Below are 14560 nucleotides of genomic sequence, written 5' to 3'. Positions count from 1 at the left end.
ATACACGAATTTAACCCCTTACATCCGCAAACCGTGAAAACCTTTCCGTTATGCCCCGGGCTTTATAAATAAACCGCCGAAAGCCCCCGATAATGAATATATAGAGCTTTTTTAAATTCAAATTGTTGAAAAGTGGGTGGAGGAATGGATCGATTCGCATTTTGCCGGTCCCGTGACAGCTTTTTTGTGTTCCTTGTCTGGATTGCACTTATCATTATCGTGCTGAAAGATCCTATGCTCCACAGCGAAAATCCCCGGCTGCTTGCCGTGGTAGTGGCAGGAGGTGTTATCTGCAGCATTCCCGCCGTTATGCATTACAGAAACCTGAAAACCCCCTACATCAAGTATATTTCAGCCACGCTTCTGCCCTTAATCACGCTGTACGCATTATCCCAGCAGTTTAATTTGTTCAATTTGATTCTCCTTTATTTGAACCTGATTTTTTTATCGCTTTATGCCAACTATCGGTTGATTTTGTACAACGGGGTTTTGGTTACTATGGTTACCTTTGGGATCTATACGTTTGCTCATCCTGACAGCTTTTTTCTGCAAAAAAACCTGCTCCCGCTGCTGGTGGCCGTCGTTCTCATTACCGCAACGCTCGCCTTTAACGCTTTCAAGACTGAAAAAATGGCCGAAGCGCTAGCAGTAAAACAGCAGGCCTACGACCAGGTACAGACGCGGACCCACGCGGCTGCAGAGGAATTGCAGTCCACGGTTGATCTTTTATACAACTGGAGCCTGGAGCTTGAACAGGAGCTTCAGCACGCCTATCGGATCTGCCATGATATTACTTCTTCTCTCGATTCCGCGAACGCGGTCCTGGATTTAACGGTCGAAACGGCCTCCGACCGGGAGACGCAGCTGCCGCTGCGGGGAGGCCACTCTGAAGCAGACTTGAATTTTTTTTGTAATCCCGACTCCGCCATCAAGCCGGACCATTCTCATTCGTTTTCGCCAAAACCTTCCGGCATTCTGGATATGCGGGAGCGGTTTCTCAGAATTACGGCAAAAATGCTTCATTTGTCCGAAAATATGGAGGTCAACAAACAAGCCATCGAGGATATTAAAGCGGGTCTTTCCCACCAATACAGCAAGTTGTCCGACCTAATCCAGTCCACCGGCTGCCCGGATTCCAAGGCTCATCCGCTGGAGGGGGCTGCTTCAGCCGGCAGGAAGGCTGTTCCCTAGTAGCTCTTTTTACATAAGTCACATTAAGCGGTTCTGAAGTCTTTTGGATTTAATAGCTCTGGCTTCTTTAATTCCACTTTAGTTTCAAAAAATTTCAAAAAAAGCCTTCGACCCAAGGTCGAAGGCTTTTCATTTTACCGATATGGATAACCGCGCTTATTGGAATACCGCAACCAGAATAGCCACGATAAAAAATCCGGCTGCCATTACGATTGTGGTGCGTTCCAGCACCAATTCCATGCCGCGTGCTTTCGTTTTACCGAAAAGATGCTCCGCACCTCCGGAGATGGCACCGGCCAGACCCGCGCTTTTACCTTTTTGCAAAAGAACGACTGTAATCAAACCGATGGAAAAGATAACCAACAAAATTTTCAACAGAATATCCATTCATTCCACCCCCTAGGTAGATACATCTATAATCCTAAAAAACAATTATCGAAACTACACATTGCCTATATTTTATCACAGCCGACTGACCTAACACAAGCTATAATTCATTTCAAGACGAACCTGAAAGGAGAAAGAGGATGTCAAAAACTAAAAGATCGGGTACGAAAAAGCCGTTTACCGTCTGGCTGCTTGCTGTTCTGCTAATTTTATTAGGTTTGGGCGCCGGTTTTGGCGGAGGAACGCTGGTGCTGGACCCCACAGGCGGACTGCTTGGTCTGCCAAAAGATATCATGATGGTGAACTGGTTTCCGGATTATTTGATTCCTGGACTGATTTTGTTGATCGTGCTGGGGATTTGTCCGGTCATAACCGCTTCAGGACTGCTGCTGACATGGAACTGGCGGTTTGTCCAGGCCCTGAACCCCTATAAAACGCAGCATTGGTGCTGGGCTTTTTCCCTCTATGCCGGCTTCGCTTCCCTGATCTGGATCATGGTGGAGATCTATATTTTACAGGCCATCGCGGTTGTTCACCTGATCTATTTGGCGGTCGGCTTTGCCATCCAGATCCTTACCCTGCTGCCTCCGGTTATCCAATACTGTAAACGCAGCGAAAATCCTTCCTCACCATCCTCGCAGATTCAAAGTTTAAAATTTTGACCTCTCGCCCTCCAACTTGTAAAGTAGGAGTTGAGGTGATGACATGTTAACGAGACTAGGTGTTCTCGACCAATCGCATATAAATGAAGGCGGCACGGCCGTTCAGGCCTTGTCCGACACAACCCGGCTGGCGCAGGAGGCGGACCGCCTCGGCTACCACCGGTATTGGGTGTCCGAGCACCACAGCTCGCGCAGCCTGGCTCATTCCAGCCCGGAGGTGCTGATCGCCCATCTGGCATCGCACACTTCCCGGATCCGGGTGGGCTCCGGCGGCATCATGCTGCCGCATTACAGCGCCTATAAAGTGGCGGAAAATTTCCGCCTGCTGGAGGCGCTGTACCCTGGCCGGATCGATCTTGGGATCGGCCGCGCGCCGGGCGGGCGGCCCTTGTCCACACGGGCGCTGCAGGAAGGCCGGTATCATCACGGCGATACTTATCCGCAGCAGGTCGTCGACCTGATTGCGTATTTGAATGACGCCGTGCCGGCCGACCATCGCTTCCCGGGCATACTGGCAGCCCCGTCCGTGCCAACGGCGCCGGAGCTGTGGCTGCTTGGGTCCAGCGGCGGCACCGCTGGACTGGCTGCCGAAGTCGGCGCGTCGTATGCCTTCGCGCAGTTCTTCGGCACCGCCGGCGGCTCGGAATCGGTCCACATGTACCGGGAACGGTTTATCCCGTCCCTGATGGAAGAAGGACCCCGGGCCCTCGCCGCCGTGATGGTCATTTGCGCCGACACCGAAGAAGAGGCGCTGGACCTGTCCTCCAGCGTCAGCCTCTACTTCTACGCGCTTGAGACCGGCATGGAGCTTTCGTATCTGCCTTCGGTCGAAACGGCCAAAAGCTATCCTTACACCCCTTACGACCTGGCACGCCTGGAAGCGGCCCGGGAGAAGCGAGTGATCGGCACGCCGGAGCAGGTAAAAGCCAAACTCGAAAAGCTGGCCGAAGAGTATCAGACAGAGGAGCTGCTGCTCGTGTCCCCGATTTTCGATCTGCAGGCGCGTCTGCGTTCCTACCAGCTTGTGGCGGAAGCTTTTGGACTGCAAAAAGCTTAATTCGAATTCGGTTCGCCTACTTACTTCAAAGGCAATATCCCAACGGCAGATTCATAGCCGTGTATGATCTGGAGCGCCGCATCCTTTGCGGCGCTCTTTTTTACCCGCAAAAAAAGGCTGCAGGAGTCCTGCAGCCTTTTACGTATTTTTCAAACCGTCCTACTGGGCCGCCTTGGCGGCAGCCACTTCGATGTCCGGCTCGGTTGCGAGCGCCACGTTCCCTGCTAAAGCGCGGGAAATCATGCAGGCTCCCTCCGATTTACCGGCGATCAGTCTGGCCCGTTCTACTTCCCGTTCACCGGAACCGGCCTTAAGCACAATATGCGGACGATGCACAATACTTTCATAGGTGAAAATATTGTTGGTGACGTCCACCGTCCCTTCCGAGTTCAGCGTTAAGCTCTCCGTCTCGATTCCCGACCGTTCCAGTGCCGCGGCCAAAGTGATCAAATAACACGTCGCCGCAGCTCCGAGCAGCATTTCGTCCGGGTTCGTTCCCGTCCCCGGTCCGCCCATCGGCTCCGGAATGGAGATTACCGTTTTCAAGTTGCCGGTCTCGATGGTTCCTTCGCTGTTGCGGCCGCCGTTCCAAACGGCGTTCAGTTGAAACAAGTGTCTCATGCCGTTGCCTCCTTAATCATCATGGTATGGACGTATGGTCTCTCTGCAGTCATTGTATACGAACAGACGCAAATTTGCCATATTTGAGTAAAAACAGCAGGACCCGGAATGTATGCAGATAGAAAAATCCCCCGGCATATCGAAACACACCGGAGGATTCCATGCTAGATTTATACCCGTTAAGCTTTCATTCTTTCAAACCTTATTTTTTCAGGTTGTAGAAGGAGTTCAAGCCGTTGTATTGAGCAAGTTCGCCCAATTGGTCTTCGATGCGAAGCAATTGGTTGTATTTTGCGATACGGTCCGTACGGGAAGGAGCACCTGTTTTGATTTGGCCAGCGTTTGTTGCAACCGCGATGTCGGCGATTGTGCTGTCTTCGGACTCACCGGAACGGTGGGAGATAACAGCTGTATAACCAGCGCGTTTAGCCATTTCAATAGCGTCGAAGGTTTCTGTCAAAGTACCGATTTGGTTTACTTTGATCAAGATGGAGTTGCCGATGCCGTCTTCGATGCCTTTAGCCAGACGTTCTGTGTTCGTTACGAATAGGTCGTCACCAACCAATTGGATTTTGTTACCCAATTTCTCAGTCAGCAGCTTCCAGCCTTCCCAGTCGTCTTCGGAGCAGCCGTCTTCGATGGTGATGATTGGATATTTGTCTACCCAAGAAGCGAGCAGGTCAACGAACTCAGCGGAAGTGAAGGATTTGCCTTCGCCTTCCAGGTGATATTTACCGTCTTTGAAGAACTCCGTGGACGCAACGTCCATACCCAGGAATACGTCTTTGCCTGGTGTGTAGCCGGCTTTCTCGATCGCTTCGATGATCGAAGTCAAAGCATCTTCGTTGGAAGTAAAGTTAGGAGCAAAACCGCCTTCGTCACCAACTGCCGTGTTCAGGCCTTTGCCTTTCAATACGGATTTCAGGTTGTGGAAGATTTCAGCGCCCATACGAAGCGCTTCTTTGAAGCTTGGAGCGCCTACAGGGAGTACCATAAATTCTTGCACGTCAACGTTGTTGTCGGCATGTGCGCCGCCGTTAACGATGTTCATCATAGGAACTGGCAATTGCTTAGCGTTGAATCCGCCGAGGTAAACATACAAAGGCAGGTCCAAAGCGTCTGCTGCAGCGCGGGCTACAGCCATGGAAACCGCCAGGATGGCGTTAGCACCGAGTTTGCCTTTGTTAGGCGTTCCGTCCAAAGCGATCATCATTTTGTCGATGCCCAGTTGGTCCAGAGCGTCCATGCCGATCACTTCGGGAGCGATGATGTCGTTAACGTTAGCTACGGCTTTCAGAACGCCTTTGCCCAGGTAACGGGATTTGTCGTCGTCGCGAAGCTCAACGGCTTCGTGAGCGCCTGTGGAAGCACCGGATGGTACGATAGCGCGGCCGATAGCGCCGGATTCCAGGTAAACTTCAACTTCAACAGTCGGGTTGCCGCGGGAGTCGAGGACTTCGCGTGCGTATACGTCAGAAATAATAGTCATTTTGAGTATTCTCCTTTTCGAAATCATTTTTTCAAAGTTGGTTTGTGTTGTGTACTAAAGCTGTACTAAAGCCTAATCGGCTTTCTGGTAAAACTTCTCTGAGCAGAAGTCTAACGCTTTATGTTCGCTTTCGCAAGCAAGCAGGCTTATTTGCGGCTGGCGATCATGGATTGTCCTGTCATTTCGGCAGGCAAAGGCAGCTGCATCAGATCCAGGATCGTTGGCGCAACGTCAGCCAAAATGCCATGCTCGCGCAGAACGACATCATGGGAAGTCACGATAAACGGAACAGGGTTTGTCGTATGAGCCGTGAAAGGACGGCCATTTTCGTCGAATACCATGTCCGCGTTGCCGTGGTCGGCGATGATGATCGCTACGCCGCCTTTGGAAACAACGGCATCCACGACTTTACCTACGCATTCGTCCGTTACTTCAACCGCTTTGATCGTTGGCTCCAGCATGCCGGAGTGCCCAACCATGTCCGGGTTGGCGAAGTTCAGGATGATCGTATCGAAGTTCTCTTCTTCGATCTCTTTCACGGCTGCGGCCGCTACTTCGTAAGCGCTCATTTCAGGCTGCAGGTCGTAAGTGGCGACCTTCGGCGAGTTGATGAGGATACGGGTTTCGCCCGGAAGCTCCACATCGCGTCCGCCGCTGAAGAAGAACGTTACGTGAGGGTATTTTTCAGTCTCCGCAATGCGAAGCTGTTTCTTGTTGTGCTGCACAAGCACTTCGCCCAGTGTGTTATCCAGGTTTTTAGGCTCGTAGGCTACGTATCCCCCAACCGTTTCGCTGAACAAGGTCAAGCATACGAAATGCAAACCTTCAGGGAATTTTGGTCCACGATCAAAGCCGCGGAAGTCGAGGTTCGTGAACACTTGGGACAGCTGAATCGCACGGTCCGGACGGAAGTTCAGGAACACGACGGAATCGCCGGATTCAACGGAACCGACCGGCTCTCCTTGACCGTCCACAATTACAGTCGGCACCATGAATTCGTCAAACACGCCGTTGCTGTAAGAATCTTTAACAGCTTGGAGAGGATCCACGTAGTGAGGACCTTCGCCGTAAACGATCGCACGGTAGGACTTCTCTACGCGGTCCCAGCGTTTGTCGCGGTCCATCGAGTAGTAACGGCCGGAAAGCGTCGCAATTTTGCCGATACCGATCTCTTCGATCTTCTTGATCAGCTGGCTCAGGTAACCTTCACCGCTGTCAGGAGCTACGTCGCGGCCGTCAAGGAAAGCATGGATATACACTTCCTGCATATCTTCTTTCTTGGCCAGCTCCAGCATCGCAAACAAATGGTCGATGTGCGCATGCACGCCGCCGTCGGACAAAAGGCCGTACAAATGCAGCTTTTTGCCGTTTTTCTTGGCCGCTCGAACCGCTTCAACCAAGGTTTGATTGTCAAAAAACTCGCCTTCGCGAATGGATTTCGAAATCCGGGTCAAATCCTGATAAACGATACGGCCTGCGCCGATGTTCAAGTGACCCACTTCAGAGTTGCCCATTTGGCCTTCCGGCAAACCTACCGCTTCACCGCAAGCGGTCAACGTGGTATTCGGATATTCTTTCAGATAACGGTCATAGTTCGGTTTCTTGGCTTGGGCAACCGCGTTGCCTTCCACCGTGTTGCGAAGACCGAAACCGTCCATGATGATCAGGGCTACAGGTCTTGGTACAGTGTTTCCAGCCATCTTACTTGGCCCCCTCAACCAGAGCGATGTAGGAAGCAGGCTGCAGGCTTGCGCCGCCTACGAGCGCACCGTCGATGTCGCTTTCGCTCATGTATTCCTTAACATTTTCAGGTTTCACGCTGCCGCCGTATTGAATGCGAACTTTGCTCGCCGTTTCGGAGCCGTAAAGACCATCCACCAGGCTGCGGATATAAGCGATAACTTCGTTTGCATCCTGAGCAGTGGAGGATTTGCCTGTGCCGATCGCCCAGATAGGCTCATAAGCGATTACGACCTGAGCGGCCTGCTCGGCAGTCAAACCTTTAAGCGCAGCTTCGGTTTGCACCTTAACTACTTCTTTAGTTTGGCCGGCTTCGCGCTCTTCCAGCTTCTCGCCTACGCAAGGGATTGGCGTAATGCCGTATTTGAATGCCGCGTGCACTTTTTTATTCACGATTTCGTCGGTTTCGCCGAAATAAGCACGGCGTTCGGAGTGCCCGATGATGACATAATCGACACCGAGCTCCTGCAGCATTTTGCCGCTGATTTCGCCGGTAAACGCGCCTTCGTCTTCGAAGTGAAGGTTTTGGGCACCGATCTTGATGGAAGTGCCTTTAGCCGCTTCCACCAATGCCGGGAGGTTGGTAAACGGAGCGCAGATGACGCTTTCTACGCCAGCTACTTCCGCTTTGCCTTTAACTTCTTCGAAGAACGTTTTTGCTTCGGAAACCGTTTTGAACATTTTCCAGTTCCCTGCAATAATTGGTGTTCTCATGCCGTTAAACCTCCAATGTTTCTTTCTTAAATCCGTGGTGCCACTAAGCACCGGTTCAAGCCGTCTTATTTATCGTTCAAAGCCACTACGCCTGGCAAAGCCTTGCCTTCCATGAATTCGAGGGAAGCGCCGCCGCCAGTGGAAATGTGATCCATTTTGTCAGCCAGATGGAATTTCTCTGCTGCCGCTGCGGAGTCACCGCCGCCGATGATGGTGTAGCCTTCTGTAGTTGCGCAAGCTTCAGCCACTTCACGTGTTCCGTTAGAGAAAGGTTCAATTTCAAATACGCCCATAGGTCCGTTCCAAACGACGAGTTTGGAGTTCTTGATGACGTCCGCATAAATCGCACGTGTTTTAGGACCGATATCCACACCTTCCCAGCCTTGAGGAATGCTGTCGATGTCTACGATATCTTTGTTGGCATCCGCTTTGAAGTCGTCAGCGATCACGCAATCGACAGGAAGCAGAAAGTTTTTGCCGAGTTTCTTGGCTTTTTCGATGAAGCCCAAAGCTACGTCCAGTTTGGAGTCGTCGCACAGGGACAAACCGATTTCATGGCCTTGAGCCTTGAAGAAGGTGTAGGACAAGCCGCCGCCAATAAGTACGTTGTCTGCAAGGTTCAGCAGGTTATCGATCACGTCAATTTTATCTTTAACTTTGGAGCCGCCGATGATCGCAGTGAAAGGACGTTCCGGATTGGACAAGGCTTTGCCCAGAACGGACAATTCTTTTTCCATCAGAAGACCGGATACAGCCGGCAGATAATGCGCGATACCTTCCGTGGAAGCATGCGCGCGGTGAGCGGCGCCAAAAGCATCATTGACGAACAGATCGGCAAGCTCGGCGAATTGTTTGGCAAGCTCCGGATCGTTTTTCTCTTCGCCCGGATAGAAGCGCACGTTCTCAAGCACAAGCACGTCGCCATTGTTCAGTTCGGCGATTTTGGCTTTCACGGCTTCGCCTACAGCTTCATCCGCTTTGGCAACCGGTTTGCCAAGCAGCTCAGCCAAACGTTCAGCAGGAGCAGTCAAACGCATGGATTCGTTAACTTCACCTTTAGGACGGCCCAGGTGGCTCGCCAGGATCACTTTCGCACCGTTTTCGATCAAATATTTGATCGTAGGCAGCGTTTCGCGGATCCGGGTATCATCCGTAATTTTGCCGTCTTCGAGCGGCACGTTAAAATCGACGCGTACAAATACGCGTTTGCCTGTTACTTCTACATCGCGAACACTTTTTTTATTCATGGTTCGTTCCTCCGCACCCTTAAATTTGATTATCTGCAATTCAAGGAAAAACACTCATCATGTATAAAGAGCGGAAACACTGGCTGTTTCCGCTCTTTGGTTTCAAGCAAGGCTCTTATTTAGCCAGTTTTGCGAAGTGTTCCAAAGTACGAACGAGCTGCGCAGTGTAGGACATTTCGTTGTCGTACCAAGCTACTGTTTTCACCAATTGTTGGTCGCCAACAGTCAATACTTTAGTTTGAGTAGCGTCGAACAGGGAACCGAAAGTCATACCTTTGATGTCGGAGGATACGATTTCGTCTTCTGTGTAACCGAAAGTTTGTGGATCAGTAGCGGCTTTCATTGCTGCGTTAACTTCGTCCACAGTTACTTTTTTGTTCAGTACAGTAACCAGCTCAGTCAGGGAACCTGTAGCAACTGGAACGCGTTGTGCAGCGCCGTCCAATTTGCCTTGCAGTTCCGGGATAACCAGGCCGATTGCTTTAGCAGCACCAGTTGTGTTAGGGATGATGTTTTCAGCAGCGGCACGAGCGCGGCGGAAGTCACCTTTCGCATGCGGAGCGTCCAAAGTGTTTTGGTCGCCAGTGTAAGCATGGATTGTAGTCATCAAACCTTCTACGATACCGAAGGAATCGTTCAAAGTTTTAGCCATAGGAGCCAGGCAGTTCGTTGTGCAAGATGCACCGGAAATAACGGTTTCAGTTCCATCCAGCGTGTCATGGTTTACGTTGTAAACGATGGTTTTCATGTCGCCTGTAGCCGGAGCGGAGATTACAACTTTCTTAGCTCCGCCTTTCAGGTGAAGCTCGGCTTTTTCTTTAGTTGTGAAGAAGCCTGTGCACTCCAGAACGATGTCAACGCCTAGGTCGCCCCAAGGAAGTTCTTCAGGGTTGCGGTTAGCGAGAACTTTAACTTCTTTGCCGTTTACTTTGAAGAAACCTTCATGAACTTCAACTTCACCGTTGAATTTGCCTTGAGTTGTATCATATTTAAGAAGGTGTGCCAGCATTTTAGCGTCAGTCAAGTCGTTGATTGCTACCACTTCGATACCTTCTACTTCTTGAATACGACGGAATGCCAAGCGACCAATACGTCCAAAACCGTTAATGCCTACTTTTACACTCATTGATAGATCCTCCCAAAGAAAAATATTTTTTTATATTTAGTCAGGCCTGATGACCTGAGTAAAACAACGTTGGTTCATACCGTGTCTGCATGCTACAGAGATTTAATGATCTCTTCGGCCGCCGCTTCGTCCGTGATCAGGATGTCCTCCTGCCCGAATTTCAGCACGGCGTGAATGGCCTGCGCTTTGCTGCGCCCGCCCGCAATACCGATGATCGTCTCCGTAGACTTGATGTCCTCGAGCCTTAAACCCAAAGTCAACATCTTATGAACTACGGAACCCTGCTCGTTAAAGTAGTAGCCAAAGGATTCGGCAATGGCTCCGTCTCTTGCGAGTTCTTGCACCATCTCACGATCCAGCTTGCGCCTGCGCGCCATTTCCATAGCGTCTCCGATGCCGTGCACCACGATCCGCGCCTTGCGGATCAAGTCCACAATCTCTTGAATGTTAGGGTCATGGACAAGGGAATCATAGGCTTCACGGCCAAGCAGATCAGGTACATGCAGCAGCCGGTATTCGGCGCCTACCCGTTTTGCCATGCCGGAAGCTATCGTGTTGGCCTGGATTTCCAGGCTTTCGCCAAGACCTCCGCGGGCCGGTACAAACCAGCTTCCTTTAATAGGCGATGCCGGAGGCGTAAGCTGCTCGGCCATAACGGCCAACGTCGATCCGCCGGTTACGGCGACCACGTCATTGTCCCCGATGACTTCAAGTAAAGCTCTAGCTCCTGCACGTCCCAGCTCACGTTTGGCGGTTTCGGCCGCTTCGCAGTCTCCTGGCACCACGACCACCTTCCGCAAACCGTAAGTGTCGCGGATCTTCTTCTCCATTTCGGACAGTCCCAGCAGTTCTTTCGCGAACGGCTTCATCTGTTCCAGCAGCTGGAGGCCCGCCGCACTGACTCTCATGCCCACATTCTCGATTTCGATAAGCCCTTGGGCCTTAAGGAGATCTGTTTCCGCGCGCAATACGCGTTCCGTCATATTCAGGGAGAGCGCAAGCGTGCGTCTTCCGATGACTTCCTCGAGCATGATCTGGTTCAGGATCAGATATCTCTTCTTGAGAACGTCCATGAGATCAGGCAGAAGCTGCTTTTGGATCTCCAACAAATCTCGCAATGTCTTCACTCCTGCGGCTTCGACTATCTCTCTCCATTCCTCTGGTCTTAAAATGTCCCGGGTTAACTTTTTAAGTCCCACTGATATTCTAACCAATTTCTCCTCTTGTTGCAAGTGCATCGTCCGTAGAATGAGCAAGTTTTCCATCCTCTATTCGTAAGACTCCGCAGACCTCTGCAATTGTAATAAATATAGCCGTTTGGGCTTGCTTTTTAATTTGGGAGCGACTATAATAAATTCTGTTGACTTTATTGAGGTCTCTTAAACAAATATGCGCCCGTGGTCCAATGGATATGACGTAGGCCTCCGGAGCCTGAGATCGAGGTTCGATTCCTCGCGGGCGCGCCATTTCAGCTTTAACGGCTTTTAAACAGCCGGGTCTGAAACCTTAATTGATGAAACATCCTATATATGTTTAACCAGAAGTCCGAGGAATCGGGCTTTTTTTAATCCGTTAGTTTGACTTTCTTTGACTTTCTGTTTGAAATTGTTTATGATGTGGTTATTAACAGTGTTGCTGGATATGGAAGGCGGTTTAAAGGGGACTGTTTTGGTCAATCCTGTAATCGCCGGGCCAAACGGGCCCATACTGTTAAACGCTGCTGCCTGTGTATCCCGGGCATTAAGCCTAATACTTACAACTTTAATTCTAGGAGGGTTTTTATCGTGAGTTATATTCCTATGGTCGTCGAACAAAGTAACCGCGGAGAGCGTGCTTACGACATTTATTCCAGATTGCTCAAAGACCGGATCATTTTCCTTGGCTCCCAAGTGAACGACGTTGTGGCCAACTCCATTATCGCGCAAATGCTGTTCCTGGATGCCGAAGAGCCTGGCAAGGACATTCACCTTTACATTAACAGCCCTGGCGGTTCCATTACGGCAGGCATGGCGATTTACGATACGATGCAGTTCATCAAATCCGACGTTTCCACGATCTGCGTGGGCATGGCGGCTTCCATGGGCGCGTTCCTGCTGAACGCCGGCGCCAAAGGCAAACGCTACGCGCTGCCAAACAGTGAAGTAATGATTCACCAGCCGCTGGGCGGGGCCGAAGGCCAAGCGACGGATATCGAAATCCGCGCGCGCCGCATCCTGAAAATGCGCGACAGCCTGAACAAAATCCTGGCGGATCGCACAGGTCAGCCTTTGGAACGCATCGAAAAAGACACCGACCGCGACTACTTCATGACTGCGGCGGAAGCCAAGGAATACGGCCTGATCGACAAGGTGATTGAGAAAGTAAATTCGGAAGGCGTATAAGCCTTCACGGCTTGGGATCATCTGAACCATTTTAAAGCGGTAATCCGCTGCGGTGTGCAACCGGCAGCGGATTACCGCTTTTTCTTTTTCCGGCAGCTCCCCGATCGAACCCTCACCTCCCTCCGCCAAAACCTTATGGTGAAGGGGAATCCCCTCTCGTTGCCCATTTTCACAATTTGGACGACCTTTTTTACAACTTGAATACGTTATTGCAATAGGTCCCCTCTATATTGAAGGAATAGGATTAGCCCCTAACTTAGACAATGGAGACGATAATGGTCATGGAAAAGATATGGATCATAGAGGATGAAGAGGCCATTGCAGAGCTTATCCGGCTAAATTTGAGCCTTCGGGGCACAGCCATTAAAGAAACAACCTCGTATGCTTATACCAGCAATATGTTCCATGTGCTGATCCATCTGGACAATGGCCAAACCGACATCGTGGACGTTGACAGCCATACCGGAGAAGTTTATTCCTATAAAGGCAACGCGGACCAAGGCGAGTTAGACTATATTAAGCAAGAGTCCCAATCGGCCGAGAAAGAGGATACCTCTTCCTATCTGGATCAAAATTAATTAAGTTAGCAGGTATTAAAAAAACAAAGAGCCGTACCCGGATAGAGGCAATCCCTCCGCCGGGTACGGCTGTTCAGATTTCACCTAACTTGAGATAAACCGCGGCTTAGTTGGCGGCAAGCGGGTTTACCCCTTTCGGCAGCAGCGCCGAAAACGGAAGATAATATTCCGGGAAGCCGGCCGCATAAGGCAAATACTCATAAAGCTGGAAGAAAATTACGAGGCCATCATCCTTCAGATAGAAACCCGGTTTGTCTCCAACGGTCTTAAAGCCGCCGAAGTAGCCGGGGGCGGTTTTCAGTTTGCCCCCCACCTTGGCATCGATAGCTTTCACAAAGTCGGGATTTGCTTTAAGGAGATCCGCCAGTTCAACTTGTTTGCCGTCGCTCAGCCGGAAGGTGAGACCTTCCAGAGCACTCATCCCGTGTGCACCGCCGGTGTAATCATAGTTCAACAGACGGAAGCTGAGATATCCGTTTCGGTTATAAGTGACCGCGTAATACATGTCGAATTCGTTTTTGGCGCCTTGCGGGCCAAGACCGAGCTCCTTCGAACGTTTCAAGGAATCCTGCACATAAGCATCCGCCCGGTCCTTAAAAATTTTGTTGATCTGCTCCTGAACCTCGTCATTCGCGAGGCCGCTGATTACCGGATACTGAATTTGAATATCCGTTATTTTATCCGACTGGGTCAAGCTTTTCGCCGTCACTTTCAAGTCGTTCAACTGGAGAGGCACGAGATTTACGGTTTTAGTCGCGTTGTTCCATTCCGCCCGGTAGCCCAGATTATCCGTCAGTAAATGCACGGACACATAATTTAGCCCCTGCTTGTTGATCCATTCGTAATCCGGAAATTGCGTGGCCCCGTTTACGCTGACGCCCACCGTTCCGTAGGCAGTCGGAGCAAGCTGGACGGCAAGATTCCCCCGGGTAATCTGATAAGTTTTTGTTTTGGCGTCATAGGACACCTTGAAGCCCAGACTATCGCGGAGAGCCGCAAGCGGAATCAAAGTCCCCTCCTGTCCCGCCAACGCTTTTTGCGTAAGAGGTTTACCGTTTAGCATCAGGTGGATGGAGGCCTGCTCTTTGGATGCTGCCGGAGCCGCAATGGCGGAGTTCGGGACCGAGGCGGCTGACACGGGCTGTACCGCAACCGCACTTGTCCCCGCCAGCAGGGCAGCAGCCAGCAGGGCGCCGCTCCATTTTTTATTGTTCCTATTGTCGTTCCTATTCATGTCGGTCATTCCTTTCATCGCTTGCTGATTCGACTGCCATCTTTCCCTAATAGGTTATTACCCGTTCTATTATAGCTTCCCCTCGCTCTAAGAAATTAAAGTTCCGGTAACAATCCAGAGACAATCCTGCCAT

14 protein-coding genes and 1 tRNA gene are annotated in these 14560 nt (G+C 50.9%); 6 read left to right on the top strand and 9 right to left on the bottom strand.

Translation table 11 applies throughout. From position 1 onward, the window contains the following. Positions 1 to 144 precede the first annotated feature (144 nt). Entirely contained in the window at positions 145 to 1191 is a 1047-nt protein-coding gene (locus AC3ZPD_RS14200) for a hypothetical protein (RefSeq protein WP_490984937.1), read from the top strand. A gap of 156 nt (positions 1192 to 1347) precedes the next feature. Here the strand turns inward: AC3ZPD_RS14200 and secG are convergent, their stop codons facing one another. Beyond that, on the bottom strand, positions 1348 to 1578 hold the full coding sequence (gene secG, locus AC3ZPD_RS14195; RefSeq protein WP_490984936.1) for a preprotein translocase subunit SecG: 231 nt from the start codon (positions 1576 to 1578) through the stop codon (positions 1348 to 1350). Positions 1579 to 1718: 140 nt separating this feature from the next. Here secG and AC3ZPD_RS14190 point away from each other — a divergent pair, with 140 nt between their 5' ends. Next, complete coding sequence (locus tag AC3ZPD_RS14190) at positions 1719 to 2240, top strand: hypothetical protein (protein ID WP_490984935.1); 522 nt, start codon at positions 1719 to 1721, stop codon at positions 2238 to 2240. Between the two features lie 43 nt (positions 2241 to 2283). Continuing rightward, the gene (locus tag AC3ZPD_RS14185; protein WP_490984934.1) at positions 2284 to 3297 is read left to right on the top strand and encodes an LLM class flavin-dependent oxidoreductase; all 1014 of its coding nucleotides are present in this window, start codon (positions 2284 to 2286) and stop codon (positions 3295 to 3297) included. 159 nt (positions 3298 to 3456) lie between these two features. Here the strand turns inward: AC3ZPD_RS14185 and AC3ZPD_RS14180 are convergent, their stop codons facing one another. The 7 genes from AC3ZPD_RS14180 to AC3ZPD_RS14150 form a co-directional block, all read right to left on the bottom strand. Beyond that, on the bottom strand, positions 3457 to 3918 hold the full coding sequence (locus tag AC3ZPD_RS14180) for an OsmC family protein (protein WP_490984933.1): 462 nt from the start codon (positions 3916 to 3918) through the stop codon (positions 3457 to 3459). Positions 3919 to 4120: 202 nt separating this feature from the next. Continuing rightward, positions 4121 to 5407 carry a phosphopyruvate hydratase gene (eno, locus tag AC3ZPD_RS14175; protein ID WP_490984932.1) on the bottom strand — a complete coding sequence of 429 codons (1287 nt, stop codon included), beginning with the start codon at positions 5405 to 5407 and terminating at the stop codon, positions 4121 to 4123. Between the two features lie 146 nt (positions 5408 to 5553). Beyond that, on the bottom strand, positions 5554 to 7107 hold the full coding sequence (gene gpmI / locus AC3ZPD_RS14170) for a 2,3-bisphosphoglycerate-independent phosphoglycerate mutase (RefSeq protein WP_490984931.1): 1554 nt from the start codon (positions 7105 to 7107) through the stop codon (positions 5554 to 5556). Between the two features lies 1 nt (position 7108). Then, the gene (tpiA, locus tag AC3ZPD_RS14165; RefSeq protein ID WP_490984930.1) at positions 7109 to 7861 is read right to left on the bottom strand and encodes a triose-phosphate isomerase; all 753 of its coding nucleotides are present in this window, start codon (positions 7859 to 7861) and stop codon (positions 7109 to 7111) included. 65 nt (positions 7862 to 7926) lie between these two features. Continuing rightward, positions 7927 to 9108, bottom strand: a complete 1182-nt coding sequence (locus AC3ZPD_RS14160; protein WP_490984929.1) for a phosphoglycerate kinase — start codon at positions 9106 to 9108, stop codon at positions 7927 to 7929. Positions 9109 to 9223: 115 nt separating this feature from the next. Next, on the bottom strand, positions 9224 to 10234 hold the full coding sequence (gene gap / locus AC3ZPD_RS14155; protein ID WP_490984928.1) for a type I glyceraldehyde-3-phosphate dehydrogenase: 1011 nt from the start codon (positions 10232 to 10234) through the stop codon (positions 9224 to 9226). A gap of 92 nt (positions 10235 to 10326) precedes the next feature. Then, entirely contained in the window at positions 10327 to 11352 is a 1026-nt protein-coding gene (locus tag AC3ZPD_RS14150) for a sugar-binding transcriptional regulator (RefSeq protein WP_490984927.1), read from the bottom strand. A 273-nt stretch (positions 11353 to 11625) separates the two neighbouring features. Here AC3ZPD_RS14150 and AC3ZPD_RS14145 point away from each other — a divergent pair. From AC3ZPD_RS14145 to AC3ZPD_RS14135, 3 genes are all read left to right on the top strand, one after another. Continuing rightward, positions 11626 to 11700, top strand: a tRNA-Arg gene (locus AC3ZPD_RS14145). 318 nt (positions 11701 to 12018) lie between these two features. Further along, positions 12019 to 12615 (top strand): ATP-dependent Clp endopeptidase proteolytic subunit ClpP, encoded by a 597-nt coding sequence (gene clpP / locus AC3ZPD_RS14140; protein WP_490984926.1) that lies wholly within the window; start codon positions 12019 to 12021, stop codon positions 12613 to 12615. 281 nt (positions 12616 to 12896) lie between these two features. Then, on the top strand, positions 12897 to 13193 hold the full coding sequence (locus tag AC3ZPD_RS14135; protein ID WP_490984925.1) for a hypothetical protein: 297 nt from the start codon (positions 12897 to 12899) through the stop codon (positions 13191 to 13193). A gap of 106 nt (positions 13194 to 13299) precedes the next feature. Here the strand turns inward: AC3ZPD_RS14135 and AC3ZPD_RS14130 are convergent, their stop codons facing one another. Next, the gene (locus AC3ZPD_RS14130; RefSeq protein WP_490984924.1) at positions 13300 to 14427 is read right to left on the bottom strand and encodes a PdaC/SigV domain-containing protein; all 1128 of its coding nucleotides are present in this window, start codon (positions 14425 to 14427) and stop codon (positions 13300 to 13302) included. Positions 14428 to 14560 lie beyond the last annotated feature (133 nt).

This window comes from Paenibacillus mobilis (assembly GCF_058267595.1).
The sequence above is the reverse complement of the archived record's forward strand: the minus strand, read 5'-3'. Positions and strand labels throughout refer to the sequence as shown.

What these genes read in the sequence shown, in the direction of transcription:
- AC3ZPD_RS14200 (WP_490984937.1), top strand. Translation starts at nt 145, where the DNA reads ATGGATCGATTCGCATTTTGCCGGTCCCGTGACAGCTTTTTTGTGTTC.
- secG (WP_490984936.1), bottom strand. Translation starts at nt 1,578, where the DNA reads ATGGATATTCTGTTGAAAATTTTGTTGGTTATCTTTTCCATCGGTTTG.
- AC3ZPD_RS14190 (WP_490984935.1), top strand. Translation starts at nt 1,719, where the DNA reads ATGTCAAAAACTAAAAGATCGGGTACGAAAAAGCCGTTTACCGTCTGG.
- AC3ZPD_RS14185 (WP_490984934.1), top strand. Translation starts at nt 2,284, where the DNA reads ATGTTAACGAGACTAGGTGTTCTCGACCAATCGCATATAAATGAAGGC.
- AC3ZPD_RS14180 (WP_490984933.1), bottom strand. Translation starts at nt 3,918, where the DNA reads ATGAGACACTTGTTTCAACTGAACGCCGTTTGGAACGGCGGCCGCAAC.
- eno (WP_490984932.1), bottom strand. Translation starts at nt 5,407, where the DNA reads ATGACTATTATTTCTGACGTATACGCACGCGAAGTCCTCGACTCCCGC.
- gpmI (WP_490984931.1), bottom strand. Translation starts at nt 7,107, where the DNA reads ATGGCTGGAAACACTGTACCAAGACCTGTAGCCCTGATCATCATGGAC.
- tpiA (WP_490984930.1), bottom strand. Translation starts at nt 7,861, where the DNA reads ATGAGAACACCAATTATTGCAGGGAACTGGAAAATGTTCAAAACGGTT.
- AC3ZPD_RS14160 (WP_490984929.1), bottom strand. Translation starts at nt 9,108, where the DNA reads ATGAATAAAAAAAGTGTTCGCGATGTAGAAGTAACAGGCAAACGCGTA.
- gap (WP_490984928.1), bottom strand. Translation starts at nt 10,234, where the DNA reads ATGAGTGTAAAAGTAGGCATTAACGGTTTTGGACGTATTGGTCGCTTG.
- AC3ZPD_RS14135 (WP_490984925.1), top strand. Translation starts at nt 12,897, where the DNA reads ATGGAAAAGATATGGATCATAGAGGATGAAGAGGCCATTGCAGAGCTT.
- AC3ZPD_RS14130 (WP_490984924.1), bottom strand. Translation starts at nt 14,427, where the DNA reads ATGAATAGGAACGACAATAGGAACAATAAAAAATGGAGCGGCGCCCTG.